Annotated in this window: 23 protein-coding genes; 4 read left to right on the plus strand and 19 right to left on the minus strand. The window is 47.1% G+C overall.

The window, feature by feature from the left end:
- Nucleotides 1-555: 555 nt before the first annotated feature.
- The 7 genes from AC060N_RS08240 to AC060N_RS08270 all read right to left on the minus strand — a co-directional run bounded on the left by AC060N_RS08240 (nt 556) and on the right by AC060N_RS08270 (nt 8105).
- The gene (locus AC060N_RS08240; protein ID WP_479526675.1) at nt 556-1569 is read right to left on the minus strand and encodes an aldo/keto reductase; all 1014 of its coding nucleotides are present in this window, start codon (nt 1567-1569) and stop codon (nt 556-558) included.
- 510 nt (nt 1570-2079) lie between these two features.
- A complete protein-coding gene (locus tag AC060N_RS08245; protein ID WP_479526676.1) occupies nt 2080-3843 on the minus strand; it encodes an ABC transporter ATP-binding protein in 1764 nt (587 codons plus the stop codon).
- 126 nt (nt 3844-3969) lie between these two features.
- Nucleotides 3970-5730, minus strand: a complete 1761-nt coding sequence (locus tag AC060N_RS08250) for an ABC transporter ATP-binding protein (RefSeq protein WP_479526677.1) — start codon at nt 5728-5730, stop codon at nt 3970-3972.
- A 135-nt stretch (nt 5731-5865) separates the two neighbouring features.
- Nucleotides 5866-6021 (minus strand): hypothetical protein, encoded by a 156-nt coding sequence (locus AC060N_RS08255; RefSeq protein WP_479526678.1) that lies wholly within the window; start codon nt 6019-6021, stop codon nt 5866-5868.
- 20 nt (nt 6022-6041) lie between these two features.
- Nucleotides 6042-6410 (minus strand): hypothetical protein, encoded by a 369-nt coding sequence (locus AC060N_RS08260; RefSeq protein ID WP_479526679.1) that lies wholly within the window; start codon nt 6408-6410, stop codon nt 6042-6044.
- Between the two features lie 12 nt (nt 6411-6422).
- Entirely contained in the window at nt 6423-6977 is a 555-nt protein-coding gene (locus AC060N_RS08265; RefSeq protein WP_479526680.1) for an RNA polymerase sigma factor, read from the minus strand.
- 558 nt (nt 6978-7535) lie between these two features.
- Nucleotides 7536-8105 carry a hypothetical protein gene (locus tag AC060N_RS08270; protein WP_479526681.1) on the minus strand — a complete coding sequence of 190 codons (570 nt, stop codon included), beginning with the start codon at nt 8103-8105 and terminating at the stop codon, nt 7536-7538.
- Between the two features lie 216 nt (nt 8106-8321).
- Here AC060N_RS08270 and AC060N_RS08275 point away from each other — a divergent pair, with 216 nt between their 5' ends.
- From AC060N_RS08275 to AC060N_RS08285, 3 genes are all read left to right on the plus strand, one after another.
- Nucleotides 8322-9200: a LytTR family transcriptional regulator DNA-binding domain-containing protein gene (locus AC060N_RS08275; protein ID WP_479526682.1), complete on the plus strand. Its 879-nt coding sequence runs from the start codon at nt 8322-8324 to the stop codon at nt 9198-9200.
- Nucleotides 9201-9321: 121 nt separating this feature from the next.
- Nucleotides 9322-10800, plus strand: coding sequence for a B12-binding domain-containing radical SAM protein (locus AC060N_RS08280; protein ID WP_479526683.1), 1479 nt, complete (start codon nt 9322-9324; stop codon nt 10798-10800).
- 142 nt (nt 10801-10942) lie between these two features.
- A complete protein-coding gene (locus tag AC060N_RS08285; protein ID WP_479526684.1) occupies nt 10943-12271 on the plus strand; it encodes an NAD(P)/FAD-dependent oxidoreductase in 1329 nt (442 codons plus the stop codon).
- A 41-nt stretch (nt 12272-12312) separates the two neighbouring features.
- Here AC060N_RS08285 and AC060N_RS08290 read toward each other — a convergent pair whose 3' ends face one another.
- Nucleotides 12313-12990 carry a MarC family protein gene (locus AC060N_RS08290; RefSeq protein WP_479526685.1) on the minus strand — a complete coding sequence of 226 codons (678 nt, stop codon included), beginning with the start codon at nt 12988-12990 and terminating at the stop codon, nt 12313-12315.
- Between the two features lie 72 nt (nt 12991-13062).
- Here AC060N_RS08290 and AC060N_RS08295 point away from each other — a divergent pair, with 72 nt between their 5' ends.
- Nucleotides 13063-13509: a DMT family transporter gene (locus tag AC060N_RS08295; RefSeq protein WP_479526686.1), complete on the plus strand. Its 447-nt coding sequence runs from the start codon at nt 13063-13065 to the stop codon at nt 13507-13509.
- Between the two features lie 232 nt (nt 13510-13741).
- Here the strand turns inward: AC060N_RS08295 and alr are convergent, their stop codons facing one another.
- From alr to AC060N_RS08350, 11 genes are all read right to left on the minus strand, one after another.
- Nucleotides 13742-14899, minus strand: a complete 1158-nt coding sequence (gene alr, locus AC060N_RS08300) for an alanine racemase (protein WP_479526687.1) — start codon at nt 14897-14899, stop codon at nt 13742-13744.
- Nucleotides 14900-14902: 3 nt separating this feature from the next.
- Nucleotides 14903-16045 (minus strand): amidohydrolase, encoded by a 1143-nt coding sequence (locus AC060N_RS08305; RefSeq protein ID WP_479526688.1) that lies wholly within the window; start codon nt 16043-16045, stop codon nt 14903-14905.
- Between the two features lie 186 nt (nt 16046-16231).
- Complete coding sequence (locus tag AC060N_RS08310) at nt 16232-17299, minus strand: SDR family oxidoreductase (protein ID WP_479526689.1); 1068 nt, start codon at nt 17297-17299, stop codon at nt 16232-16234.
- A gap of 108 nt (nt 17300-17407) precedes the next feature.
- Nucleotides 17408-18271 (minus strand): pyruvate, water dikinase regulatory protein, encoded by an 864-nt coding sequence (locus tag AC060N_RS08315; RefSeq protein ID WP_479526690.1) that lies wholly within the window; start codon nt 18269-18271, stop codon nt 17408-17410.
- 186 nt (nt 18272-18457) lie between these two features.
- Nucleotides 18458-20386, minus strand: coding sequence for a S9 family peptidase (locus tag AC060N_RS08320; protein ID WP_479526691.1), 1929 nt, complete (start codon nt 20384-20386; stop codon nt 18458-18460).
- A gap of 255 nt (nt 20387-20641) precedes the next feature.
- Nucleotides 20642-21163, minus strand: a complete 522-nt coding sequence (locus AC060N_RS08325; protein WP_479526692.1) for a GNAT family N-acetyltransferase — start codon at nt 21161-21163, stop codon at nt 20642-20644.
- Nucleotides 21160-21465 (minus strand): putative quinol monooxygenase, encoded by a 306-nt coding sequence (locus AC060N_RS08330; protein WP_106543492.1) that lies wholly within the window; start codon nt 21463-21465, stop codon nt 21160-21162. Before AC060N_RS08330 ends, AC060N_RS08325 begins: the two co-directional genes overlap by 4 nt.
- A 168-nt stretch (nt 21466-21633) precedes the next feature.
- Nucleotides 21634-22185, minus strand: coding sequence for a hypothetical protein (locus AC060N_RS08335; RefSeq protein ID WP_146142060.1), 552 nt, complete (start codon nt 22183-22185; stop codon nt 21634-21636).
- 364 nt (nt 22186-22549) lie between these two features.
- Nucleotides 22550-25081: a TonB-dependent receptor gene (locus AC060N_RS08340; RefSeq protein ID WP_479526693.1), complete on the minus strand. Its 2532-nt coding sequence runs from the start codon at nt 25079-25081 to the stop codon at nt 22550-22552.
- Between the two features lie 3 nt (nt 25082-25084).
- Nucleotides 25085-25954 (minus strand): FecR family protein, encoded by an 870-nt coding sequence (locus AC060N_RS08345; RefSeq protein WP_479526694.1) that lies wholly within the window; start codon nt 25952-25954, stop codon nt 25085-25087.
- Entirely contained in the window at nt 25955-26446 is a 492-nt protein-coding gene (locus AC060N_RS08350; RefSeq protein WP_479526695.1) for an RNA polymerase sigma factor, read from the minus strand.
- Nucleotides 26447-26485: the final 39 nt, after the last annotated feature.

A 26485-nucleotide genomic window follows, 5' to 3' on the forward strand; every position in this document is an offset into this window, starting at 1 on the left:
CTTTTGGTGAAACTAAAGAGGGAAGGTGAAATTCTGTTTCGAATACAATGACCATTGATATGGATAATGGATGTTTTTGTTGGCGCCGACGTTGAGGATTATGCCGGCGTGTAGGGGCAGGACATGTCCTGACCGTATTGGTACCCAAATCAGGGTTTGTGTTTGCGGCGCAGGAGCGTTGGTGTTTCAATGATGGTTGGAATGTGCGCCTGTTGAAACTAGGATACGCTCTATTCTTGGGGCGGCGTCGTCACGACTACCGTCGTTGACTCCTTCCCCCAAGCTATGGAATCACAGGCCTTCAGCCTGGTGAACAACAGCAACCTCGGAGTTCAACCTGAAACCAAAAACAATTAATAAAAAATGAGTAGTGAAAAATCGAAAGACCATTCTATGTCGTCTAGGTGTCTCATGTCTGGAGTCTGATGTCTTTTTCCAACCACAGTAACCGCGAAGCCTAACCTGAAACCAAAAACAATCCCCATCCGGGCGGAACCAGACGGGGATGATGTATATAGAATTGTTTTGGTTTTCTGATACTGCAGAAGCGACGGGTTATTTCCGGTCGGCTCCCTGTCGGTCGAGCATCCAGCCGGGATATTCGGGTGCCAGCTGGCTCACTTCGTCGAGTTGGGCGAGCTCGTCTTCGGATAGCTCTACGTTCACCGAAGCGAGGTTGTCGGCCAGCTGCTGCGGCTTGTTGGCTCCCACAATCACGGTAGTGACAGCCGGTTGGTGTAACAGCCACGCAAGGGCAATCTGTGCTACCGTTACATCTTTGGCTGTGGCGATTTCGCGCATCACATCGATGATGTCGAAGGCTTTGTCCTTGTTCACCGGCGGGAAATCGAAGTTGGCACGGCGTCCTTCGCCCGATTCCACATCGCGGCCGTATTTACCGCTCAGCAATCCTCCGGCCAGCGGACTCCAGACCATCAATCCCAGTTTCTGGTCGAGGAGGAGTGGCACCAGCTCGCGCTCGAGGTCGCGTCCGGCAATGGTGTAGTAGGCCTGCAGCGAAACGAACTTGCTGAGGTGCTCGCGGGCCGAGATACCCAGCGCTTTCATGATTTGCCAGGCGGCGAGGTTGCTGCACCCGATGTGGCGCACCTTGCCGGCTTTCACCAGCGAATCAAGTGCATCGAGGGTTTCCTCAAGCGGTGTCAGCGCATCGAAGCCGTGAATCTGGTACAGGTCGATGTAATCCATGTTGAGCCGTTGGAGGCTCTCGTCGGCCTGCTGCAGGATGTGTTTCCGGGATAAACCGGAATCGTTGGGACCTTCGCCCATCTTGCCGCGTACCTTGGTGGCCACGACCAGGTCGCTGCGGTTCAGGCCCAAATCGCGGATAGCCTGTCCTGTCATCTGCTCGCTGAGGCCTTCGCTGTAGACGTTGGCCGTGTCGATGAAGTTAATGCCGCCATCAACGGCCTGCTTCACCAGTGAGTTGACCTGTTCCTGCGGCAGGGTCCCGATGGCTGTCCACATGCCGCGTCCGCCAAAGGTCATGGTGCCGAGGCACAGTTCCGAAACCTTCAATCCGGTATTTCCTAATAAGTTGTACTTCATGATACGTCTTTTTTGTTAGTTATCTTTTCAGCGTGGAATGCTGTTTTGGTGCTGTTCATTGGTGTAAACTGCTGGAAGGGCCGAAAGGTTGAATGAGGGAGGGATTGTTTTGATTCTTTAACGTTTTTCTTGTCCTTTCCTGGGGTTCAATCAAAGAGGTATCGTCGTGGTCACGGTTGGTTGATACGTCGATTGGAAATGGATTACACGAATTAAGGCGAATTACACGAAACGTAGTTCGACGAAGTCAATTGCGCTTCGAGGCCTCCTCTAAATCAACCAGGAAGCTTAACCTGAAACCTTAATACTGCGCGGCCACGATATATCGTGGCCCTACAGCAGCGGTGCAATCTGAAGCTTTTTAATTTTACGCAAAGGCCATAAAGATTCTCGTTGAGAACGCAAAGAGGGCACATTTCATCGAAGCCGAACAACTGGAACGACAGAAACAACAGAAACTATAGTAACGGCGAAGCTCAACCTGAAACTCTTCTAACCTGGAACCCTCTTCTAGCTTGCCATCTTCCCTTCCTTCAGCATTTGCACGGCATCGGCGAGGGAGCCGGCGCGGGTGACTTCCCCGGAGTTGACGAAGTAAATCTCATCGGCATTGGCAATGGTGTTCAGGCGGTGCGCGATGATTACCTTCGTGGTATGTGACGGAAGCTTTTGCAGGATTTCATCGAGGAGCTGTTCGGTTACCGTATCGATGTTGGCTGTGGCCTCGTCGAGGATGAGCAGGTCGGGTTGCCGCAGGACGGCCCGCATGAAGGCAATGAGCTGCTTTTGTCCGAGGCTGATGCCGTCGCCGGAAACGTCGACTTTGGTGTCGAGGCCCTGGTCGAAGCGCTCCAGCAGCGATTCCAGTCCTGCGTCGTGGATGAGCCTGGTTAGTTCGCTGTCCTTGTATTCCCGGTAGGCTTCGTTGCCATACAGGATGTTATCGCGGATGGTACCGCTGAACAGGAACGGTTCCTGCAGGATAAACCCGATTTTCCGGGTCCGTTCTTCGGGCGTGTAGGCACCGATGTTTTTTCCGTCAAGACAAACCGTTCCACTGGTCGGATCGTAGAGGCGCGAAATGAGCGAAGCGGCGGTGGTTTTTCCGCCACCGGTCGGTCCCACAAATGCGTACGTTTTCCCCTTCTCCAAATCGAAATTGATGTGGTGCAGCACTTCGGTTCCGTTCGGGTAAGTAAACGACACATCCCGGAAGGAGAGGAGCGCATTGGATTCAACGTTGGTGGCGGCTTCGAGCAGTGGCATGTTGTTCTCCATGTTCAGGATTTTCCGGATACGGTCCCATGCCGCCAGTGCCACCTGGAAGCTGGCCCACAAGGAAGCGAGTTGCCGCAGCGGGTTGTAAAAGTTGGTGATGTATGCCAGGAAACTGATGAGCAAACCGATGGTGAAGTGATTGGTTGCGATCAGGTAGATGCCGAAGGTGAGTACCACCAGTTGCCCGATGTTGGAGAAGAAGGTGTAAACCGGCATGAACAGATTGTTGGCGATGCCTGCCTTCACAGACGTGTTGTAATTGTCCAGGTTAGCCTCGTCGAAGCGTTTTCGGAAATAGTCGCGGCGGTTGAAGGCCACAATCACCTTGAAATTGTTGAGACTTTCCTGCACTTCGGAGCTGAGGTTCCCCACACTTTTCAGGTTGACGGCATTGCGTTTCTTCACCCACGGCGACGCAAAACGGGTGATGAGCCAGATGATAACTGCCGGTGCGAGGGCTGCTGCTCCCAGCTCGAGGTTGATGGAGAGCAGGAAAATACCAGCGCCAATCATGATGAGGATGGAGCGGACAAACTGCATCAGCGACTGCGAGAAGAACTGGTTCACCTTGTCGGTGTCGTTGTTCAGACGCGATATGAGATCACCGGCTTTGTTCTGGTTGAAGAAATCGTAGGGTAGCTCCTGTATCTTGTTGAAGAGGGCATTGCGCAGTGTGAAGAGCATGCGTTGCCCTACGGTGCCCATCAGCTTGGTTTGCAGGTAGCCGGCAAACAGCGAGATGATGTACATGACCAGTAAAATGCCGCTGAAAACCAGTACGCCGTGAAACTGTTTCGTCTGCACGTACGTGTCGATGGTGTGCCCGATGAGCAGCGGTCCCAGCAAAGTGAGTGCCGCAGCTACCTGCATGGCGATAAACGCGGTGATGAGCGTGCGTTTCTCTTCGACCATGTGAGCCACCAACGACTTCAGCGAGGCAAACGTTGATTTCTTTTTTCCGGTTTCGTCGGAGGATGTATAGAGGTTGTAATCCATGTATTACTTTTCTGTTTCGTTTTCTTTTACTCACCCCATCCTGACGGTGTCAGGATTTCCCCTCTCTACCAGTAAAGAGGGGCGGGGCGGCAGTCCGTTGTCACTGTACCGCCATTCATGAGCGCTTTATGATGATGTTGTTGTTTCATAGTGGCTGGTGCTTTTTTGCGACTGGTAAATCTGCATGTACTCCGGCGAGGTCTCCAGTAGCGTTTCGTGTTTCCCGGCTGCGACTACTTCGCCTTCCATCAGGAGAATGATTTGCTCGTAGTGTTTGACCGGTGCGATTTTCTGGGTCACCGAAATCAGCGTTAAATCGGGGTAATTCTTCAGTACGTTTCCAATGATTTTCTGTTCGGTTTGCTGGTCGACCCTGGCGGTGAAGTCGTCGAGTAACAGAATTTTCGGATTGAGTGCCAGTGCCCGGGCCAGCATGATGCGTTGCTTTTGTCCGCCGGAAAGACTGGTTCCCCTTTCCGAAACCAACGTATCCAGCTTTTTGGGTAACGTTTGGACAAACTCTTTTAACTCGGCGGTTTCGATGGCCTTCTCCAGCGATTCATCGGTTACCGTATCGCTGAAGGCAATGTTTTCGCGTAAGCTGAGATTGAACATCACACTGTCCTGGAAGACAAAACCAATTTGATTATGAAATGTCTCTTTCCGGTAATTGTCCAGCGGAATATTGTCGAATAAGACCGTCCCTTCGTTGGGATGAATTAATCCCGTCAGGAGATAGAGCAGTTGCGTTTTTCCGGCGGCTGTCGGTCCAATAATGGCGGTCTGCGAACCGGCTTTGATGTTCAGCGAAACGTTTTTCAGGGCCGGCTTTCCTTCGTAGGATACGGTTACATTCTGTAGTTCGATATTGCCTTTTACCGGCTTTTCGATGGTTCCCTTGTCGACCGTTTCCGGGGCTTTCATCACTTTGTCAATTCGTTCGTAGGACGCAGTAGCCCTTGCAATCACATTGCTCATAAACCCAATCACGATGATGGGGAAGATGAGAATGGCCACATAGCTGTTGAAGGCGGCAAAATTTCCCAGCGTCATACTTCCGTTGATGACGTAGTGACCACCGAGTGCAAGAATGGTCAGGGTCGCTAAATTCGCCACGAAAGTGATAACCGGAATGAGGGTCGCAAACAGCGTAAGGATGGAGATGCCCAAATCCTTCGCTTCGGTATTCGCTGAAAGGAATTTCCGGTATTCGGCCTGCTGTGCATTCACCACGCGAATGATAGCGGCTCCCAGAATGCTTTCGTTGATGACCTTGTTGAGCCAGTCGACTACTTCGCGGCTGCGCCGGAACAATACCCGTACCCGCTTCAGCACCATGTAAAAGGCAAAGCCGATGATGGGAATCATGGTAATCACCGGGAGGGCGAGCTTCCAGTCTATGGTGAGAAGGAGCACACAGGTTCCGATAATGACAAAAACCGAGGAAACGATGGAAGCCACAGCCTGAGCCACGAATGTTTTCACCGAATCCATGTCGGACGTCAGGTTGGTGAGCAGCTTCGACGGATTGCTTTCGCGGATAAAAGTAAAGCTCTGGCGCGATATCTTGTCGGAGAGTTTTTTTCGCAGGTCGCGCGCTACCTTTTCCGAAGCGTACGTCTGGACAACTGCCTGCAGGTAGGTGAAGAAGAAGATGGCCAGCGTGGCTGCCAGAAACTCGATGGCTATGGTTCGGAAGACGTAGTGCCCGCTGTTGAAGGTATCGATGCCGTGCGAAATGATTTTCGGGATGATCAGGTTGGCTCCGTTTCCCAGCAGGGCAAACAGTACCAGAAAAATGACCATCGTCCGGTACGGTTTCAGCAAAGCAAACAGGTTGACTTTCTTTTTGGGAGCCGTCTTATCTTGTTTTGTTCTTTTACGCATATCAGGAATCTCTTCGGTTGGCAAAGGAAACCTAAAAATCTGGGTTTCACGTTTCCTTATCGATAAATTAAGCCCTGAACAGGGGTGACAACCGAAATGTAATCTATAAGAATACGGCTGACAGGAAATTTTGTTTTACACCGGCAGAAAAAAGAATGACCAGTTGACTTCCAGGCTTTCCTGAGTCAGGATAAAGGTCAGGAAGGCGAAACTAAAGATGGTGGTATGTTTCGTTGTTTCGCCTTCGTTGACCGGTGTGTTGAATTGTTTTCTAAAAATCATTCGTTCCATTTCCGGATGTTTTGCAGTGACTATTCCGTTTTATCTTTCTCTGATGATTTTTCTTTTTCAGGACAGGGTCCCCAGTGATGATAACGGCTGTGTATCCGGCGGAAGTAACGTTCCCGTTCTTCAGGTGTCATTTCTGCAACCTTTTCCCGTAGTTTGCTACGCCAGCTATGACTGGGCCAGCCTCCGTGTGGGCGGAATCCGCCAAAGAACAGACGGGCCAGAATCAGTAACCCGGCAGCCTGCCAGAAAGTGATTTCCGGTAAGTTGAAAATGTCGGGCATTAAAGCGTTCCACAGTAACATGGCAACGGCGCTCACTACGGCCAGCATCACAATAAAGAGTGGTGCAAACATGAACTTCTTTCTTCGGTATGACATCGTAGGCATCATGATCGTATGTTTTTAATCGTTTATTAATTCGTCGTATAAAATTTGTAATCGTTCTCTCAAATAGACTACAGCATAGCGTTTGCGCGATATCCAGGTGTTGACCGGTTCACCGGTTTCTTTGGAAATTTCTTTGAAAGACTTTCCTTCGAATTCGGTCCACCGGAAAACATCCCGCTGTTCGGGCGGAAGATCTTCCAGTGCATCTTCCAGTTCCTCCCAAACCAGCGTACGGATGTACTCGTTCTCGGGCGAATCCCGGTCGTCGGCCAGTATGGCTCCGAATTCTTCCACTACCTGTTCTTCCTCGTCGTCGGAATAGAACTCAGCGAACAGGTCCGGTTGCTTTTTCCGGTAACGGTCGGTAATCCGGTTCCGGGTAACGGTAAACAACCATGCTGTCAGTTGTTCGATCGGTTTCATCAACCGGTCGGCTTCAGCTAACTGGTAAAAAACTTCCTGAAGGATATCCTCAGCGTCTTCTGCATTTTCCACCCGCTTCCGGATGAATCCGGTCAGCCGGCTGCTGTATGATTTGACGATTTCAGATATATTCAGTTTTTGAGCCACGCGCGTTGCTTTGTTTTTTACTGTTGCTTTCTATTGGGATAGACGGATGAGGAGAATGGATATTTTAACGGAGACGTTTTTTTTTTCAGGTTACATGTTTCATATTTCAGTTTAGCTTTGAGGTTGCTATTGTTCCTGTTGTTGGAAAAAGACATCAGACTCCAGACATTAGACCCCGACGCACGGTCGGGATTTCGCTTTGCTCAACCTTAGATGATATAGAGTGGTCTTTCGATTGTTCATTACGAATTGTTTTCAGTGTGCGCCGGTGCCGTAGGGCCACGATATATCGTGGCTGCACAGACGAGACCTGACCATAGATTTTTGACTTGAAAATTACTACTGTTCGGCTTCGATGGTCGTTTTCTCTTCGTGAACTTTGTGGTTAGAGAAAAAAGGTTCCACGTCAAGGGCGCCAAGGTTTTTCGCAAAGCTCGCAGAGAACCCACGATGGCTATCGGGGCGGCGCTAATCCAGCCTTTGCCGTAACCTCGAAGCGCGATTCTCTCCCGATATTTCGGGACTCAATTTTTCACCCTCAATTGGTTTTTCTTCCTGTTATGGTTTGATGTCGAAAAGGTTAACGCCGGCCATGGTGAGCAAATGAGCCACCAGGTTGAGAATAGCTACCACCGCCAGGGTAGTCATCCAGAAGTGAGCGTTCGATTTCCAGCGTTTGTGGTATAGCCATCCGCTTATGGTGGCAGTGATGACGGCTGTCAACCAGACGATGCCAATTTCCGGTTGGTTCTTTCCGACGATAAAGTCGGGAATAGGTCGATCAGGATGACTCACTTCCATGTACAGGATATTGAAAATCCAGCTAAACACAACGAGGATAATCCCGAGCAGTACGCCGTCAGAGAACGGAGTGAGTGTATGCAACCGTTTAAAATAAAGGTTACGCGCCAGGATTAATATCAGCACGATGTTGAGAAGGTTGATGAGTGAGTAGTAGGTGACCAGGTCGCCGTTGGCCATGTACGACAGGCCATGGATTTCGATGGTAGGGAACACTTTCCAGAGTTCACAGGCTGTAACTCCGGCAATCAGGTTGACAATAATGGCTACGCCTGTCATGAACAGGAGTTTCTTTCCGATAGGAGAATTGGAAAAATGCTTGCTCATCTGCTGGTCATTGTTTGATTTGCAGCTCCTTGTTTTGCCCTCATTCCATCTTGTTTCAGCGTTTACCCACTTACCGTAGCTAAAGTTACTTTTTTACCCGAACAGGAACAAATATTTCCATTTGTTGATGAACGGTTTAAAAGTGGAATTTTAAACGCTTTCAAAAGCGTTCTCAAAGTCGTATATTTAATTGAATGAGCCATTTATTACCCTGCTATGCTTGACTACCTGAACAAACCGTATCCGTTTAACGACGATTTTAAGCATAACCTGCGCATCATCCTCGGCATTAGTCTGGTCGTATTTCTTTTCCTGTTATTGTACAAACCGCTCGATTTGTCGGCTCTCGATCTGTACGACAAAGTATATCTGTTGTTGGGATTTGCTTTGGTGACACTCTTCTCCTTGGGCGTTAACCTGCTGGTGTTGCCAGCCCTTTTCCCGGGTATTTTCCTTTCGGGAAAATGGAAAATCAAACACGAGATACTCTGGAACCTTTGGATGTTGCTGACCATCACGGTAGGTTACTTTTTTTATGCCCGCCTGACCGGATTGTATGAACTGAACTTTTCCACGCTCATCCGGATTTTGTTGTTCAGCATCATTCCTGTGTCGTTGCTGATTGTCATTAATCAAAACAGGCGTCTAAAAATGACCATTCATTCGGTTGACGCTTTCTCTGATGGCATGAAGAATGCAGAGGATGTGATGATTAATTTTCCATCGAAATACAAAAGGGGGAATGCACAGGTGAACGCCCGGGATTTGGTGATGATCCATTCGGCTCAAAACTACATTGAGATATACTGGAAAGAAGGAGACGAGTTACAGAAGGTGATGGTGCGAAACACGTTGGGAAATGCGATGAAACAGGTGAAGCGCTTTCCGCATATCATTCGTTGCCATAGGACCTGCATTGTGAATATGAAGTATGTAACCCGCATGCGAAGCAGTCAGCACGGGTATCATATCCATCTGGACGGTGTGGTTGACGAATTGCATGTTTCCCGATCGTTTGCTCCGCTTTTCCGCGAAATTTACGGAAAACTCCACGAACCGGAACTTTTCCAGGCCGGTTCATCCCTAAAGCGGTAGACCGGACACTTGTCCCTGCCATTCGTCCCTGCCCACTTGAAGCCTTTACCGTTTATCCCTAACTTCACGAAGGTTGGTTTTCGATCCCCTTTTATTTCCCGACAGATAATTCCATTATCCAATGAAAGTACTATTAGTCAATCCGCAATGTGCCGACACATTCTGGAGCTTTAAGTATGCGCTCCGGTTTATTTCCCGAAAGGTGGCCAATCCGCCTTTGGGTTTACTGACGGTTTCAGCCTTGCTACCCGGGGCCTGGGAGAAGCGTGTGGTGGATATGAACGGTACTTCCTTGCGGGAAGACGATGTTGGTTGGGCCGATTTGGTATTTATCGGAGCTATGGATATTCAACGTCATTCGGTAAAACATGTCATCCGGATGTGTCAGAAACTGAATAAGAAGCTGGTCGCCGGCGGACCGCTCTTTACCAGTGAGCCGGAAGAGTGGCCCATGGTTGATTACCTGGTGCTGAACGAAGCTGAAATTACTTTACCATGGTTCCTGAACGATTGGCAACAGGGAACTCCAAAGCATTTGTATCAGACTGATGAATTCCCTTCACTTGCACTTTCGCCGGTTCCCGATTATTACCTTTTGAACCTGAAGAAATATGCCACGCTGAGTCTGCAGTATTCGCGTGGCTGTCCGTTTGATTGTGAGTTCTGCGACATCACCGCTCTATTTGGACGAAAAGTACGCACCAAATCGGCGGAGCAGGTTCTGACTGAACTAGAAAGCCTTTATTCGCTTGGCTACCGTGGTAACATTTTTTTCGTGGATGATAACTTTATCGGGAATAAAGCTAAACTGAAAAGAGAACTTCTTCCAAAGCTGATTGCATGGACGAAAGAACGGAATTATCCTTTCCGGTTCAATACCGAAGCAAGTATAAATCTGGCAGATGATGAAGAGTTGATGAGCTTAATGGTTCAGGCCGGATTTGAAAGTGTGTTCGTGGGAATTGAAACACCTGAGCAGGAGAGTCTGGCCGGATGCAACAAGATACAGAATACCGCGCGGAACATGGTGGAAGATATCCGGAAAATGCAGCGTTTCGGACTGCAGGTTTCCGGTGGGTTTATTGTCGGTTTCGATCAGGATTCTCCTTCTGTTTTTCAGCGGCAAATCGAATTCATTCAGCAAAGTGGCATTGTGACGGCCATGGTCGGCTTGTTGAACGCGCAAAAGAAAACCAAACTATATCAGCGGCTCAAAGATGAGGAGCGCTTGCTGGATGTGAGTTCAGGAAACAATACGGACTTCAGCATGAATTTTATCCCCCGGATGAACCTCGATTTTCTGTTGGATGGCTACCGTCAGGTGCTGAAGGAAATCTACAGCTACGAACCCTATTATCAGCGGGTCCGTCACTTTTTGAGGAATTATAAGACAGGGCTGCACACCCGCCGGAAGATGACTTTTGCCAATGTAAAGGCGTTAATTCGTTCCATGTTTGTTTTGGGGGTGTTGAAACAAGGTCAGTTCTACTATTGGAGACTGTTTGTCTGGACCATTTTTCATTGCCCTGAAAACTTCCCGGAAGCAATTACCCTTGCTATCTATGGATATCATTTCCGCAAGATTTATTCTATCGCCTGACTACATCAATCCTTGCTCATTTCCCGTATAAAGCCGCGGGAACGTTAAATACATCTTAAAAATCAGATAGTCTTCGGGAATTTTCGCACTCGCTTTGTTGGTATAAAGTGAAGACACAAAACAAAAAATAATTTGACAAAATATGAGTGCAAATATTCCAAGCTACGACGGTAAGCGGTTGGTTATTCTGGGCGGTGGTTTTGCAGGGCTTACACTTGCCCGGAAACTGGCTAAAAGTAATTTACAGATCGTATTGGTCAACAAGCACAATTATCATCAGTTTCAACCTTTGTTCTATCAGGTGGCGACAGCGGGTCTGGAACCCAGTGCCATTGCTTTCCCGTTGAGGAAGGTTTTTCAGGATAATCAGAACGTTCATTTTCGCAAAGCGGAAATAGAGAGCGTTGACTTTGATGAGAAGGTGGTGCATACCAGCGTTGGAACCATTCATTACGATTACCTCGTGAATGCAATGGGAGCCGGAAGTAATTTCTTTGGTAATAAAGAGATTCAAAAGCGTGCCTGGGGCCTCAAGAGCATACCGGAATCACTGGCATTGCGTAACCACATCCTGATGAACTTTGAGCGGGCTTCGAGCATCGATGACGAAAAGAAGCGGCAGGAGTTGCTAACTATTGTTATTGTAGGTGGCGGTCCGACCGGAGTGGAAGTGGCCGGAGCTTTGGCCGAAATGCGTAAATGGATTATTCCGCGCGATTACCATGAAATTGATCACCGAAAAGTAAAGATTGCGGTTGTCGAGGCGTCCGGTAAATTGCTCGGACACATGACCGAGAAATCGCACAAAGCTGCTGAGGATTTTCTGAAGTCGCTGGAAGTGGAAGTTTACAACGGTATTGCTGTGAAATCGTATGATGGCGAAGAAGTGACCTTGTCGAACGGTGAGAAGTTGCCCTGCAGCACGTTGGTTTGGGCAGCCGGTGTAAAAGGCATGCCGGTGGAAGGTATCCCGGAGGAACTGATTGACAAACGCGATCGCGTGATGGTTGATGAGTTTAGCCGGATTAAGGGATTTGAGCATGAATTTGCCATTGGTGACCTGGCAACGATGGAAACGAAGGATTATCCGCACGGTCATCCGCAGGTGGCACAGGTGGCCATTCAGCAGGCACGGTTGCTGGCCAAAAACCTTTTACGATTGGAAAAAGGGGAAAAGCTCAAACCCTTCCGCTATAACGATAAAGGAACCATGGCTACCATTGGCCGCAACAAAGCCGTCGTCGACCTGCCCCAGTTTAGTTTCAAAGGATTCTGGGCATGGCTGGTTTGGATGATTGTCCACCTGATGTCGATTGTGGGAGTGAAAAACAGGCTCATTATTTTTATCAACTGGGTGTGGAACTACATCTTCTACGACCAGTCGCTGCGGTTGATTATTTCGCCGGCCAAACGGCCCAAGCACAAAGATGTGCCGGCCGGGCGCCAATTGGAGACATCTTCTTCGAAATAAAATAAATTCCCGGGAAACCGGGATTTTTTTTGCCTTGAATTTTAGGATGCACCACCCAGGTGAAAAGCAATCCGGACTCCTTCTGTCACCATGTTGGCCCCGATAATTCCAAGGATTAGTCCCATTATTTTGCTCATCACCACAATGATTTTGTGTCCGACCAGACGAAGAATATAATCACTGTAGACGAAGGCAAGGTAGGTGAGGAGAATCATCACACCGAAAATAACCGATGTAATCACCATGTGCCAGATGTTGCTTTGCGTGACGTAGTTCATGGCGGTTACGATGGTTCCGGGTCCGGCCAAAATCGGGATAGCCAGTGGCGAGATGGCCATCCCTTCGTCGATGGTAATCTTGTCGGAGTGGTGAATGGTGGACTTTTTGGATTGTAGCATTTCAAATCCTACATAAAACACCAGGATGCCTCCGGCAATCTTGAAACCGGGAATCGTTAGGCCGAAAGCCATGAAGATGTATTTCCCGATGATGATAAAAGCGAGCACAATGATGAGTGCTGTGAATGTGGCTGATTTGGCGATCCGTTTCCGGGTCGGGAAATCGGCCTCGTCCGTCAGGCTGAGGAAAATCGGGATGTTGGTGATGGGATTCATGATGGCAAAAAATCCCATAAATACGGTGAGCGAGAAGCTAAGAAGATGATTCATATTGTTATTTTTAACCGAATAGTTATAGCCATTGAACAATTTATTCTGCATCTGGTTGGTTTAACCAGCCGTTTTTGATGGTTGAAACATATATTGAAGTATTCAGAAATAATTGCTAAACGAATGAATAAACTGCTGATAATCTTTTTAGTAATGATTGTGGGGAGCCTGGTTGCCTGGCAGGGAGCCATTAATGCCCAGTTGGGAAAAATGTTGTCGCATCCGTTGCAGGCTGCATTTATATCCTTTTTCGGAGGAACACTAGCATTGGCTGCGGCTCTGATGTTAATGCAGGTTGGTTTTCCGTCTTTCCAGGTCATCAAAGGTGTCCCGCCATACCTGATGATTGGCGGCTTGCTGGGAGCTATATTCGTTACCAGTGTCATCCTGTTCGTCCCGAAAATCGGTGTGGCCAACGTGTTGATAGCCGCAGTGGCCGGGCAGCTTATTCTGTCGCTCATTATCGATAACTATGGCTTGATGGGCGTTCCCAAACAGCATATTTCAGTAAGTAGGATTGCCGGAACGTTGCTGGTAATCGCCGGACTGTATCTGGTGAATCAGAAGTAACCTTGTGTCTTTGGTACATTCGATTCTCTTGTTACGGATAAGTATTTTTCAATGTTCTGAATAGCTTGGTTTCAGCGGGTTTTAAAAGTCCGGAATTTTATGCTTATAGAATTTTTTTTTATGCCGTGAAAAAAAAATTCTATAAGCATAGGATCCTAATCCTTTGCGCATCGGATTTAATTATTTACTGTTTACCCGATTTTTTGAACCGAAGCCAGGTTGTGTTTCGGGATTATTCCGCCGGAATTATTTTCCGTTCGATATTCATCGGAAGCCGCGAAAGTACTTCGTAGTTCAGGGCATTGCTGATATCACTGAAAGCCGAAACGTTGATTTCGGCATCGCCCTGCCGGCCAATGATGACTACCTGATCGCCCAGTTTCACTTCGGGAATGGCGGAAATATCCACCACAACCATATTCATATTTACGATTCCGATTACATTGCAACTACGGCCACGGATGAGTACACGACCTTTGTTACTTAACGAGCGGCTGTAACCTGTTGCGTATCCTACCGGGATAAGTGCCATAAGTGTGTCCTGTTGTGCCAGGAAATGGTTGCCGTATCCAACGAATTCTCCCGTCTTAATGAGTTTGATGGACATTACTTTGCTTTCCCATCCCAAAATCCGGTGCAAAGGGTCGGTCCGGTTTTTTTTGTGATTGATGTAATGGATAAAGGTTTCGGCACTCGACCAGAAGCCGTACTGCATAATACCGATACGAACCATATCGAGGCGGGCGTTTGGGTAAACGAAGGCAGCAGCGGAATTGGCGACATGACGATATCTGGGAGTAATTTCGTTCTTTTCCAGGATGGCACTCATCTGCCGGTAACGTTTCAACTGCTTTTGTATGCGAACGTGGTTGGAAACGCTTTCCGCACCAGCGAGATGGGTACAAAAACCTCGCACCTGGAAATGCTCAGGCTGCATTTTTATCACGTCGATGGCCTCTATCAGCTCGTTCATGTTTAGTCCGGTCCGGTTCATGCCGGTTTCTACTTCCAGGTGAATCTTGGCAGGTTTATTCAATTCGCGGGCTTCTTCCAGGGCATGTTCCAGTCGTTCGAGATTGAAGACAAAGAATTCGTATCCCTTGTCGATGGCTTCCCGCATGTGGTCCCGGCCCATGTACCCCATAATCATCACCGTGCTTTTCTTCGTCAGGCTGCGGCAAACCCGCTGAGCTTCGTCGAAATTAAAGACCGAGAAATGGTTGATACCGGCCTTTTCGAGCATGGGAACCATCTGCTCGATGCCGTGACCATAAGCATTGGCTTTAACAACCGAAGATATTTTGACGTTTTTACCCAGTTTTTTCTTCAAAAACTGAACATTGTTAATGAGGGCGCTTTCTTTTAGCGTAATGACAGAGGTTTCCTGCATGAATTATTTGTTTTCAATTAACAGCTTCTCGTAAAGAGTTTGGAAGATGGCCATACCGTTGCCAAGTATGTCATCCGGAAAATTAAAATCTGGATTGTGTAATTGCGGCTGGTCGGGACCGGAACCCAATCCGAAGAAGCCGCCATTATATTTTTGCGTGTAGTACGAAAAATCTTCCGACCATTTAAACGGTTGCTCCCGGTACGCATAATCGAATCCGTTTTTGCGGACAGCTTCTTCCAGTAGTTCGACACACTGGTCGTTGTTGACCAACGCCGGAAAATCTTCTACATAGGAAATGGCAAATTTCAATTGTTCGTTTTCGGCTGCTTTCTCAACAACCTGTTCGGCCAGACCGGTCATTTTTTGCATATCATCGTTTTCGTACGCACGAAGGGTAACCATTACTTCGGCGTCACCCGGCGTGGTGCCAAAGGTGACTTCGCCCATGCGAATGTGCACGATGGTGAGGAGGGCGAGGTCGGCAAATGCCGATTTATCTTCAACAATTTCCGACAGTCCCCGGATAATTTGTTCGATGGCTCTGACCGGACTGATGCCATTCTCCGGCTCGGCCGCGTGCGAAGTTTTTCCGGTTAACCGGATGATCATGCCTTTGGATGCAGCCGAAAAAGTTCCCCGTCGAAGTATGATTTTTCCTTTTGGGATGCCCGGTATGTTGTGCAGGGCAAAAATGTAATCCGGTTCTATTTCGGCGAAAGCCGGTGATTCGACAACATCACGAGCGCCTTGTTCGACTTCCTCGGCGGGTTGAAATAGCAAGACGGCTCTTCCTTTCTCCGGGCGATTTTCGGCGATGAAAGGCGCGAGACCCGCTACCATCGACATGTGTCCATCATGTCCGCACGAATGTGCCACTCCTGAGTTTTCGGAGGCATAATGGACGTTGGTGTGTTCCAGAATGGGCAGAGCATCCAGCTCGGCACGGAACATCACGGTAGGCCCGGGATTTTTCCCTTCAAAAATGAAGGCTTTTCCGGTATGACTGATGTCGATGGTTTTATCAGGTTGATATTGTTGAACAAAGTCGCTGATTCGGGCTGACGTTTGCTTTTCCCGGTTCGATACTTCGGGGTGTTGGTGTAACGTATGTCTTAGTTCGATAATTTTCTGAATGGTTGACATAAGCCCAGATTTTTAATTAGAAAACGAAAATTAAATAATTTAAGTGTTAAATAAGCCTAACTTTTGTAAAGGATTTGTTTTGTTTTCTTTCCTGGAGAGAAAAAACGAAACTCCGGCTAACTGGCAGGCAGTTGATTCCGGAGTTCTTGTCATTTTGCAAAAGTTCCTAAAGCATCTTGTGTTCGCCTATTTTTTCAGCAATCCTTCATTTATGATTTGTTCGGCGTGCTCTTCGATGGTTTGCTTCAGCGGAATGTACTGAATGCCCAAATGGTTAATACTTGGAGAGTTGTCAAATTTTACCGCATATCCGAGATTCCTTTTCAGGTATTTCCATTTGAATCCCATCATTGGGCCAACCAGGTAAAGCAACGCACGGGAAACAAGTTTTGACGGAATGGGGTAGTTCCCGTTATATTTTTCACGAAGAATCTGCGCTACTTCCAAGGCTGTTTTCGACTCGGAAACGGCAATGTAACGACCTTTGGCTGTAGGAGTCATCCCCGCTGCTATGTGAACTTTGGCCACATCGCGAACATCAACAAAGCCGAATGTGAGGTCGGGAACGCCGGTTTTGTATTTTCCGTTCAGGAACGAAAGCATGAAATCGATGCTGGTGGAATCGGTTCGTGGTGTGAGTGACGGTCCGAGCACGAATCCGGGATGCACAGTCACCAGTTCCCATTGGTCTTGCTCGCCTTCCATTTTCCACGCTTCTTTTTCGGCTACGGTTTTTGAGTAGGAGTAAGGCTGGTGAGTCAGCGAGCTGGTCTCGTTCCAGTCACGATCGGTAAACACTCCGTTGGGTGTGTTGGTCGATTCAATCGCATCGCCATACATGCTAGCCACGCTGGCCGTAAGCACAATGCGCTTCAGTGAAGGCGTAATGTTTGCCGACAGCAATACATTCCGCGTACCGCGAACGGCCGGATCGACCAAATCTTTTTGGGCGCTTTTAAAGCCGGCGATCTTGAAAGGAGAAGCGGTGTGAAACAGCAACTCACAACCTTTCATGGCTTCCAGGAAGGAGCCCTCTTTCAGTAGGTCGGCTTCGTAAACTTCCAGTTTCCCTTTCGATTTTTCAGCCATATCCAGCAGGTGCTGGTATTTGGCCGTATTTGATTTATTGCGAACAGTCGTTCTTACCTTGAAGCCTTCGTCGAGCAACTGCTTTACTATCCAGGAAGCCACATAACCTGAACCACCTGTGACCAAAACGGGTTTGGACGCATCGATTTGCACACTTGTTTTCATATCGTAGATTTTTGTATTCGTTTAACGAGGATGGTCGTCAAACCTATCCTGAACTATGTACTGATAACAACTGAGGAGAGAGCGATGTTCGGACACATCCGGTCGGCGCTAATTTTCAGGAGGCTTTTGGTGCTTTCGTTCCAGTTCGCCAAACCGGTCGTAAATGTGTCCGATGATTTCGTTGGCGCTGGTCTCGATAGGCTTGTTGGTGACGTTGATGACGGTAAAGCCGCCACGGTCGAAAATCGTTTTGGCGTACTGTAATTCGTCGGAAACATTACGTTTGTCGGTATAGCTTGGATTGTCGCCATAGCCCAGCTGCGAAAGGCGTTTATGTCGTTGGGCGACCAGGTAGGTGAGGTTAATGGAAAGACCGAAAACACGGCGCGGATCGACCTGAAACAGCTCTTCCGGTGGTTCAATACCTTTCACCAATGGAATATTGGCTACTTTCCATCCAAACATTGACATATAGACCGAAAGGGGCGTTTTTCCACTTCGGGAAACTCCGGTCAACACAATCTCCGCATCTTTCAATCGTCTCGGGTTAAGCCCGTCGTCCTGGTTCATGGCGTATTCAATGGCTTCGATGCGGTCGTAATATTGTGCGTTGATGCGGCGGTACAAACCAGGCACATTTACGCTTTTCAGGCCAATTTTATCTTCCAGGTAGTTAGCCAGCGGTCCCATGAAGTCTATCTGTTTAACGTCTTCTTCACGGCAGGCTTTTAAGAGTTCGTGTCGTAACGCGGAATTGACCATGGTATGGGTGATCAGTGCATTGACCTTTTTCGCCCGCAAGACTACTTCTTTGATCTTCTCATTGCTTTGGACGTTGGGTATGATGATAACCTGAATTTTGTTATCGGGATACTGTATGAGGAGCGACTGAACCATGGTGTGACCCGCAACTCCCCGACCTCCCGAAACCACGAAAAGTTTATGTGCCGGTTCTTTTCTGCTATTTTCCATAAGGCCGTGTGGTTAATTAGGCGGTGGATTCATTCTATAAACGCTTGCTTTTGCGAACGCGCCGAAAATGTTTCCCTACTTAAAATACGAATAATTCCATGATTTACAGTAGAAGGTGGTCACCGTAAATCATGGAATTAAAATCAGCGTTGAAAAAAGAAATGAAACCCGCCTGCGCGGAATAACCTATTGTTTCATCTCAGTATTATTTTCGCTTGAACCTTTCAGATAGGTATCGAGGAAGGTCAGGATTTTTCCGTAACCGTTAATTTCGTTTTCCTTTTTCCGGAAACCGTGTCCTTCGTCGGGAAAGACGACATATTCTACGGGTACGTTGTTCTGCTTCATTGCATTCACAATTTCGTCCGATTCTACCTGCAGCACACGAGGATCGTTTTTCCCCTGCAGTACCATCACCGGATTTTTAATCTGGTCGGCGTGGAACAGCGGCGAAATGTTGTAAAGACGGACCGAATCGGCTGTGAAGGGATCGCCCATTTCGGCATACAAAGCTTTCCGGAAAGACTCCCAGTAAGGCGGAATCGATTTCAGCGTGCGCAACCAGTTGGTAACGCCAAATAAGTCGACACCTACTTTGAATTCATCGGGATGGAAAGTCATCGCTGCCATGGTCATGTAGCCACCGTAAGAACCACCGATGATACCAATTTTGTCCGGATCGATGTAATCGAGTGTCTGCAGGTAATTTTTTCCGTAGATGCAATCCATTAAATCCTTATCGCCATGATTCTGGTCATCCATTTTGTAAAAGGTTTTGCCATAGCCGCTGCTGCCCCGGTTATTCACCGCAAGGATAGCGTAGTTGTGGTTGACCAGATACTGAATCAAGGCAAAATAGCCGGTTCTGGATTGTCCCCCGGGACCTCCGTGAACCCACACCAGGGCTGGCACTTTGTTATCGGCGGAAGCATTAATCGGCTTATAGAAGATAGCCGGTATTTGCAGGCTGTCGAATGAATTGAATCGAACCACTTTAGCAGCTACCAAATCGTCAGGATTGATATCCGGGTTCAGCGAGTTGGTCAGTTTTTTCAGTTCTTCCGTGCCGAAGTTATAAACGTAAATGTTGGTCGGTGCTTTCGAAGTTCCCACCGAAAGGCTCATTTTATCTTCGTTATCGGAGATGGCAACGCTCAGGATGTTTCCGTCAGGTATATCGGGGAAGGCTACTTCCTGCCCGGTGGCATTGTCCAAAACGATGATCTTATTCCGGGCGTCTTCGTTTATGCCAATTACCCGGTATTTCTCATTCTCTGAATTGTAACTGAATGCTACATCCCAGTTGGTCTGATAAATCGGCTCACGACTGCCGTCAGCGATGTTGTATTTCACCAGGTACATGAATTCCGAATCGGCATCGGTCCGGTAGAAGAAGGAGTTACCGTCTTTGCTAAATCCGGAAGCTGCATAAATGCCCGGAAAATCAGGTTGTGAAATCTCGGTACGTTGTCCGGTTTTTAAATCGACCAGGAAGAGTTTGGTTTCGCTGGTGGTGATGTTTTGTGCCAGTGCCAGGTATTTCTCATCCCACGAAATGCCACTGATTTCAAGACCGTCGTTGTTTTGATAAATCATTTCCGGCTTCCATTCGCCAATTTTCATTTTATACAGATCGAAGAAACGCGGGTCGCGCTTATTCGACAGGTAGTACATTTCTGTTTTGTCTTTATTCCATCCGGCAAAGCTGGCTTTCTCTTTCTCTCCCGGCGTTAGATCGACAACCGAGCTATCGGACGAAAGCAGATAGAGATGACTGATTTCGTTTCCGCCTTTATCGGCTGAATAGATAATCTGGTCGGTTCCGGGAACGTAATCAACCGGGAAAATAGACTCGACTTTGGAATCGGTAATTTGCTTTTTCGTTCCGTCATCGAGGTTGATTTCGTAGAGGTTGTAGATTCCCGATTCGTTACTGCATATCAGTAATTTCGATTCGTCGGAATTGAACTGACCGCCAAAAATGTTTTTGTTCTTGTAAAACTGGTCAATAGAGTACTGTTTCACCGTGCGTTGAGGTTCTGCCGGTTTTTGTTTACAGGCAAACATAGTTACCGTCAGGAGCAGGATGAAAGCATGAAAGGCTGTCTTTTTCATAAGTTACATTTTTAAATTAGAAGTGCATATATGGTCTCATTATGAGGCATCCGGAGTTTTATGTGGGATAGCTTTTTTCCGGGCAGCAGCGATAGTGCTGCAACAGTTAGAGAGTTTTCGTGAGGTTAAATTAGTCTGAACGAAAAACCATAGTCATTTCTGTCTTGTGTTCAGTGCCTTATAAATTTACACTCTTTTCACGAAAATCAAAACAGGGAAGAAATAATGAACAAATTCCGGAAAGGAGGCTGTTAGCTAATCGGGATAACTAACATACAATAGTCCGTCGTTTTGGAAAACAGGGTGCTTTTGGAGGCCTTTGTATTCCATGGCTAATCGTTGGGCTACGCGTTGACTTGCCTTGTTTTTTGGGTGCATATAAGCTCTTATTTCGGCTGCGTTTTTATTCTGAAAAAGGTATTGAAGCAGTCTTCGGGTTGCTTCGGTCGCGTAGCCGTGACCGGTCATTCCGGGAAACAAAGAGTAATAACATTCATACACACCTTGAGTTTCCAATGGCGATGCTCCAACAGATCCAATCATCTCGTTTTTGTCTTTTAAAGCAACGGTTAGGGCTAATACCGGTTCGTTGGATAAGTAACTGTTCAGGATGTAATCGAACAATCGGCGGGCACCCTTACGGGTTTTTTGCTCGTCTGTGAACATGAGATACCGGGTACATGCCCGGTTGGTCATGAAATTGATAAAAGGCTCTTTGTCTTTTGGTTGCATTTCCCGCAAAAACAGTCGCTCGGTATGTAATACCGGAACCGTCATGCTTGTGAAAGCTTGTTTAACATTGTTATTTGTATAGGGTACACAAGTATTTTATTTATTTCCTCCATAGCCGAATTGAACTCCGCTGAACTAATATATTTTTCCCAGGTTTTTTGATCTTGCCAGGTTTCCATTAAATAAAACTTTTCAGGTGTGTATGTATTTTGAAAGATCTCGAAACGTGGACATTTATACTCATCCCGGGCAATTTCACAAAGTACTTCTAGCAAACTGCGCAATCGCTCAACCAGGCTACTATTCGTTTCAAAAATGACCAGAATGGATACCGTTTCTTCTTTCATGAGATGCAGTTAGGCTTAGGTTATTTACAAGATAAGAATAGTTGGAAGATTTATCGGCATTGTGAAGCGTTAATCGGGCCTGAGAAAAGGGAAAGGTGGGAGGAAAAAAGAAACTGCAGATTCCGGAATGAACCTGCAGTTTTTTCAATAAAGTATATGTAGCCACATTTAAACATGTGGGAGAAAATTCCCTTTTTCATCGATGAAAAGGGTTTTGTGTTGATCTCCTTTTGACAGTTTGACCACATAATGTTTCACGTGCTCTTCTCCAACGGTTATCAGTTCCTTATCCTTGGAGATGTTCCAGTCTTTGTACTGGCTTTTCGCAATCGCGTCGTCAATTTTTATCGGTAGTTCAATGTTTTTCAGAACTTCCCGCATTCTTACCAGATTTCCATCTTTTCCGTAAACTGCATCGATGCGGCCACCATGGTTGGTTTTAATGTAGACCTCGTATTGATCCGGTTTCTTGTCTTTCTTGACTAGCTTCGGATTGATGACATTCCAGCCATATTTTTTAAATACATAAGGGAATGTATGCCACTGAACGGGCTGCCCATCTGCTACATCTTTTCTTACAGCTGTTTTCACAACCTGGGGTACCTGGCTTTGGTCAATGACCAGTTTCTCCATCGGTACCTGTACTTTCATGTCTTGCTGTGCAATGGCCTGCAGGGTAAAGGCCAACACAATCATACTTGCTAACATTAACTTTTTCATGACCCTGAAATTTTGAGTTTAACATCTTTATCCTTTAAATCACTGATTGTAGTGGGCCTGTCTTTTTGAGACAGGTAGCCGGAGGTTTATCTCTTCGTCATCCGGAAGAGAAAAATGCTTCCGGAAACTTTGTTTCGTTCGTCTTTTTGTCGATTCCAGACATTGTTATCTTCTTTTTGGCTTATCAAACAATGTTTCCTGAAATGGGTTGGCTTAGTGGTCTCATTTTTAGGATATTTTAGCTGATGGAGATGCGGTTTAACACTTGTTCAGGGAAAAATGATAAAAAGCAACATTTTGCAACACTTGACTGTGGGAATAGCGTTACAATCGATTGATTCGCAGATGTTAGCGAAAATGGGAGCTACAGTGTTAACCTAACGGAAAGTCGCGGAGAGAAGGGAACCGATTCGGTATTAATCTGAAGTGTGTTGGTGTCGTCGATTGGAACGGTTTCGAAAGAGGAATATTTGATGTTGTAATTGTCGAACAGGTTGAGGATAGAAAAGGCCACTTCACCGGTGATTTTTGCTGTTGAAAAGCGGTAGGTTGCTGCAACGTCTGTTCGCTGGTAGTCGGGTTCGGTATACGAATTGGGATCGGTCGGGTTGGTGTAAAGAGGGAATCCGCTACCATAAACATAGTTGGCTGACAAGTAAAACGGTTTGAGATTGATGATGCCGGCCAGTTTCAACTCATGTCGCTGATCTTGCGGTGCTCGTTGGTAATCCGCTGTCAGGAATTTTTCTTCGGCTTTGCCTATTGAATAGGAAAGCCAAACGGAGTGCCCATGGAAATCCTTTTTCAGGAACAAATCGAGACCATAACTTCGTCCTTTTCCATGCACGTGGGTTTGAACCCCGGTTTCGGTATCGGTCCTGAATTGTGTTAAACCGTCGATGTCTTTGTAATATCCTTCCAGGCTGGCCAGAAAATTCTTACCGTGAAACGACCAGCCACTCACGTAATGCGTCGCTTTCAGGACCGGGACATCTGTGCCGTCGGAGCCGAACCACAGATATTGGTAATTACCGACCGCGTCAATTACGGTGCTTTTGCTGATGAACTGGTTATAAACTCCCCATGCCGCGTTGAATTTCACGGATTGACTAACGGGAATACTGGCTGAAACCCGCGGCTGTATAAACAACTTTTGCTGGTCGAATGGCAAATCGAACCGGAAGCCCGCCTTTAGCTGAACATTTCCCGGAAGGGCAATATGATCCTGCGCATAAAAGTTGAGGCGCTGCAGGTTCGTTTCCTGCGAAGAAAGATTGATTTCGGTTGTGTCGTTGACCAATTTCACCTGGTCGGCGATTAAACCGAATCCTGTTTCCAACGTGTTTATTTTATCGATGGCAAAACGGTTGGTGTTTTTTAAAGAAAACTGCGAAACCTGATTGTCGGTATTGGAATTGGTCCAGCTGGCCAGTCCTCTCCCCGGACCAAACCGGTTTTGGTAGTCACTGCGAATTTTATTGTCCAGGTTGGAATATTCGATGGTCAGACTTGAGGCATTTCCTTTGTTCCAGTTTTTTCCGTAGTAAACGGAGCCGCCTAGTTGTCTATTGTCTTCCTGTGTCGATTTGGAGATATCGAATTGTGTGTTCGTCCGATTGAGTGTGTATTTGAACTGGTCTTCACCTCCGAGCAAACTGACGTAGAAAAGGTCTCCATTGTCGCCACGCGTTGAAAAACGAATGTTGGCGTCGTGGAAAGTGTAGTCCGGACGTACATTGACGCTAAGAGAATTTTGTCCCTGACCGCCACCAGGTCCCGGTCCCTGGCCGCCTGTTGTGGTAGTGGTGGTTCCGGTATATTCTACATCATCAGGATTGTAGAGATTGTAATAGGTCTGCCGGAAGGCCAATAAAATGGATGATTTTTTTGAAAGAGGAACTTCCAGCATTCCGTTGGCTGTAACATTATTCAGTGCCAGATTGAGGCCGGGTTTGTATGTTGAACCGTTTTTACCGGCAATGTTGACAATGCCACCGACCCGTTCACCATAGCGCGCATCGTAGCCTCCTTTCATCACCTGAATATCTTTTACTACCAGCGGATTCACAGCACTGATGTTGTCGTTGAAGTTTTTCAATCCCCACAAAGTAAATCCATCGAAAAGTACTTGGCTGTGGCCTTCGTAACTTCCCCAAATAATCAGCCCGTTGGATTGTTCGCCGGCAGCCAGAACACCTGGTTGAAGACGAAGAAGATTGAATACCGAGTTGTCGTCGTTTCCCGGAAGGAATTGCACAATCTGGTGATTCAGACGCATGACACCAGGCGCATTACCAATTTGCGTAGCTTTCTCGATGACTTTGTTTTCTACAACAATCTCTTTAAGGCCGATGCTGGAAGGCGTGAGAACAAACTGGTAGTTGTTTCCGGGGGCACAAATGGTGTCGAGGATGTAGTGGCCCAGATGAGAAATCCGCAAGTGAAAGATACTGTCAGTAGAAGAGAGGAAATGGAAACTACCTTTCAAATCGGTCGCCAGGCCATGGTCGTTTATCAGGACGTTAGAGTAGGCGAGTGGCTCGTGCGTGATGGCTTCCAGCACTTGTCCCGAAAGGGAGAATGTCTTTGGCGCTTCCGGCTTTTTTTCTTCCGGAAGGATAATAAAAACAGTCCCCCTCTTTCGCCAGGTTAGAGGAAGACCTTTTAGCAGTGCTGAAATGGTTTCTTCGGGTGTATTGAACGAACCGGAAACGGATACGTGATATTGAGACAAGGCGTTGTCGTTGAATGAAAGGTGGAGGTTGTATTTGTCGCGTAATCCGATGAGAACCTGGTTCAACGCCGTATTTTGTGCACTGATTTCATATTTCTGAGCGGAGGCAGAGGTTCCAAAAGCAAGAAGAATGAAAATGACGACAACAATTTTTTGCTTCACGGTTTAGTGGCTTTGTTCGATCTGGTATACGTTTTTTGACTGTTTTACAAAGGTAAGCCCAAATGGCTCACAAACATACTGCAGTACTTCAATAACCGGCATATTTCGTGTGAAATTTCCGCTGTAGGTGTAATCCAGGTTGCTTTTCACCTTGATTTGAACATTGTACTGCCGTTCAATTTCCTGGAATACCAGCTTAATGGGAGTTCCGGTAAAGATGAACATATCGTGCATCCAGGCATTCGATTGTTTCACATCGTAGTGCTGCACAACTTTCAGGTTTCCGCTCTTTTCCAGGTATGCATGCTGGTCCGGATGAAGGATAATATTCTCGTGGGTAACAATGGACTCAACGCGAACCTTCCCGGTGAAACAGGTCACTTTATAATCATCGCCGCGGGCATAAATGTTGAAACTGGTTCCCAAAACAGTCACTTCACCGTATTTCGAAACAACATCGAAGCGACTCCCTTTTTGTACTTCAAAGAAACCTTCACCATTGAGTTTGACGGTGCGGGCGATTTTCCACCAGTAGGGATGGTAGGTGATGGATGAACCGGCATTCAGGTTGACCGTCGAACTGTCGGGAAGAAGTGCCAGTACGTGTTGGCCTGCCGGTGCATTGACCGTTTGGCTATAGAACCGGAGAAATGCTGTGGTGGCCAGTAAGACGATGATTACAGCGGCAGCAGCCAGCCTATAAGGATTCATCCTTCTGACTTTCTTTTCCGGTTCTTTTCCGGCATTCATTTCCTTCGAAAGCGCTTCCCACACATCCTCTTTCGAGCGCGAATACGGATACTCGATTTTTGGATACTGGTCCGGCGAATTCTCGTGGAACTGGTTGTCGTTATATGGTAAATTCTTCTTCATTTAATTCTCCATCGTCTTTTTCAGGAATGCCAGGGCATTCTTCATTCTTTTCTCAACTGCTTTGACACTTAAGCCGAGGCTAGCGGCTATTTCGTGGTATTTTAATTCATCCATCCGGCTCATCAGAAAAACGGTTCGTTGTTTTTCCGGCATTCGCCGAAGTGCGGTTTCATAACGTTTCTCCAGTTCTTTGTACTGGAGTTGAGCTTCCGGGCTTTCTTCCCGGTTACGGGAATTATGATGTTGTTTGATGTAAAAATTGACTGCCAGTTTGTGTCGGCGGTACGAGCTGACAAACAGGTCGCTGGCCATTTTATACAACAGACCTTTGATATTGTCTGGCTTTACCAGGTATTTCTTCTCCCATAACCGCATGAACGTATCCTGTGCAATATCGGTGGCTAATTCCGGGTCGCCCGAACGATAGTACACATAATTGCGAATAGCATCAAAATGAGCGTCGAATAATTCTTTAAATTCTTCTTGCGTCAAAGGAACCTTATTTAGTATAAGCGAATTTACAAAACGCTT

This window comes from Prolixibacter sp. DSM 2831 (assembly GCF_056493735.1).

Excerpts from the sequence above, each read along its gene's own strand:
- AC060N_RS08240 (WP_479526675.1), bottom strand. The coding sequence starts at position 1,569 with ATGAAGTACAACTTATTAGGAAATACCGGATTGAAGGTTTCGGAACTG.
- AC060N_RS08280 (WP_479526683.1), top strand. The coding sequence starts at position 9,322 with ATGAAAGTACTATTAGTCAATCCGCAATGTGCCGACACATTCTGGAGC.
- AC060N_RS08290 (WP_479526685.1), bottom strand. The coding sequence starts at position 12,990 with ATGCAGAATAAATTGTTCAATGGCTATAACTATTCGGTTAAAAATAAC.
- AC060N_RS08345 (WP_479526694.1), bottom strand. The coding sequence starts at position 25,954 with ATGAAGAAGAATTTACCATATAACGACAACCAGTTCCACGAGAATTCG.
- AC060N_RS08245 (WP_479526676.1), bottom strand. The coding sequence starts at position 3,843 with ATGGATTACAACCTCTATACATCCTCCGACGAAACCGGAAAAAAGAAA.
- AC060N_RS08320 (WP_479526691.1), bottom strand. The coding sequence starts at position 20,386 with ATGAAAAAGACAGCCTTTCATGCTTTCATCCTGCTCCTGACGGTAACT.
- AC060N_RS08325 (WP_479526692.1), bottom strand. The coding sequence starts at position 21,163 with ATGACGGTTCCGGTATTACATACCGAGCGACTGTTTTTGCGGGAAATG.
- AC060N_RS08305 (WP_479526688.1), bottom strand. The coding sequence starts at position 16,045 with ATGTCAACCATTCAGAAAATTATCGAACTAAGACATACGTTACACCAA.
- AC060N_RS08275 (WP_479526682.1), top strand. The coding sequence starts at position 8,322 with ATGCTTGACTACCTGAACAAACCGTATCCGTTTAACGACGATTTTAAG.
- AC060N_RS08270 (WP_479526681.1), bottom strand. The coding sequence starts at position 8,105 with ATGAGCAAGCATTTTTCCAATTCTCCTATCGGAAAGAAACTCCTGTTC.
- AC060N_RS08255 (WP_479526678.1), bottom strand. The coding sequence starts at position 6,021 with ATGGAACGAATGATTTTTAGAAAACAATTCAACACACCGGTCAACGAA.
- AC060N_RS08330 (WP_106543492.1), bottom strand. The coding sequence starts at position 21,465 with ATGAAAGAAGAAACGGTATCCATTCTGGTCATTTTTGAAACGAATAGT.
- AC060N_RS08335 (WP_146142060.1), bottom strand. The coding sequence starts at position 22,185 with ATGAAAAAGTTAATGTTAGCAAGTATGATTGTGTTGGCCTTTACCCTG.
- alr (WP_479526687.1), bottom strand. The coding sequence starts at position 14,899 with ATGCAGGAAACCTCTGTCATTACGCTAAAAGAAAGCGCCCTCATTAAC.
- AC060N_RS08260 (WP_479526679.1), bottom strand. The coding sequence starts at position 6,410 with ATGATGCCTACGATGTCATACCGAAGAAAGAAGTTCATGTTTGCACCA.
- AC060N_RS08295 (WP_479526686.1), top strand. The coding sequence starts at position 13,063 with ATGAATAAACTGCTGATAATCTTTTTAGTAATGATTGTGGGGAGCCTG.
- AC060N_RS08310 (WP_479526689.1), bottom strand. The coding sequence starts at position 17,299 with ATGAAAACAAGTGTGCAAATCGATGCGTCCAAACCCGTTTTGGTCACA.
- AC060N_RS08315 (WP_479526690.1), bottom strand. The coding sequence starts at position 18,271 with ATGGAAAATAGCAGAAAAGAACCGGCACATAAACTTTTCGTGGTTTCG.
- AC060N_RS08285 (WP_479526684.1), top strand. The coding sequence starts at position 10,943 with ATGAGTGCAAATATTCCAAGCTACGACGGTAAGCGGTTGGTTATTCTG.
- AC060N_RS08250 (WP_479526677.1), bottom strand. The coding sequence starts at position 5,730 with ATGCGTAAAAGAACAAAACAAGATAAGACGGCTCCCAAAAAGAAAGTC.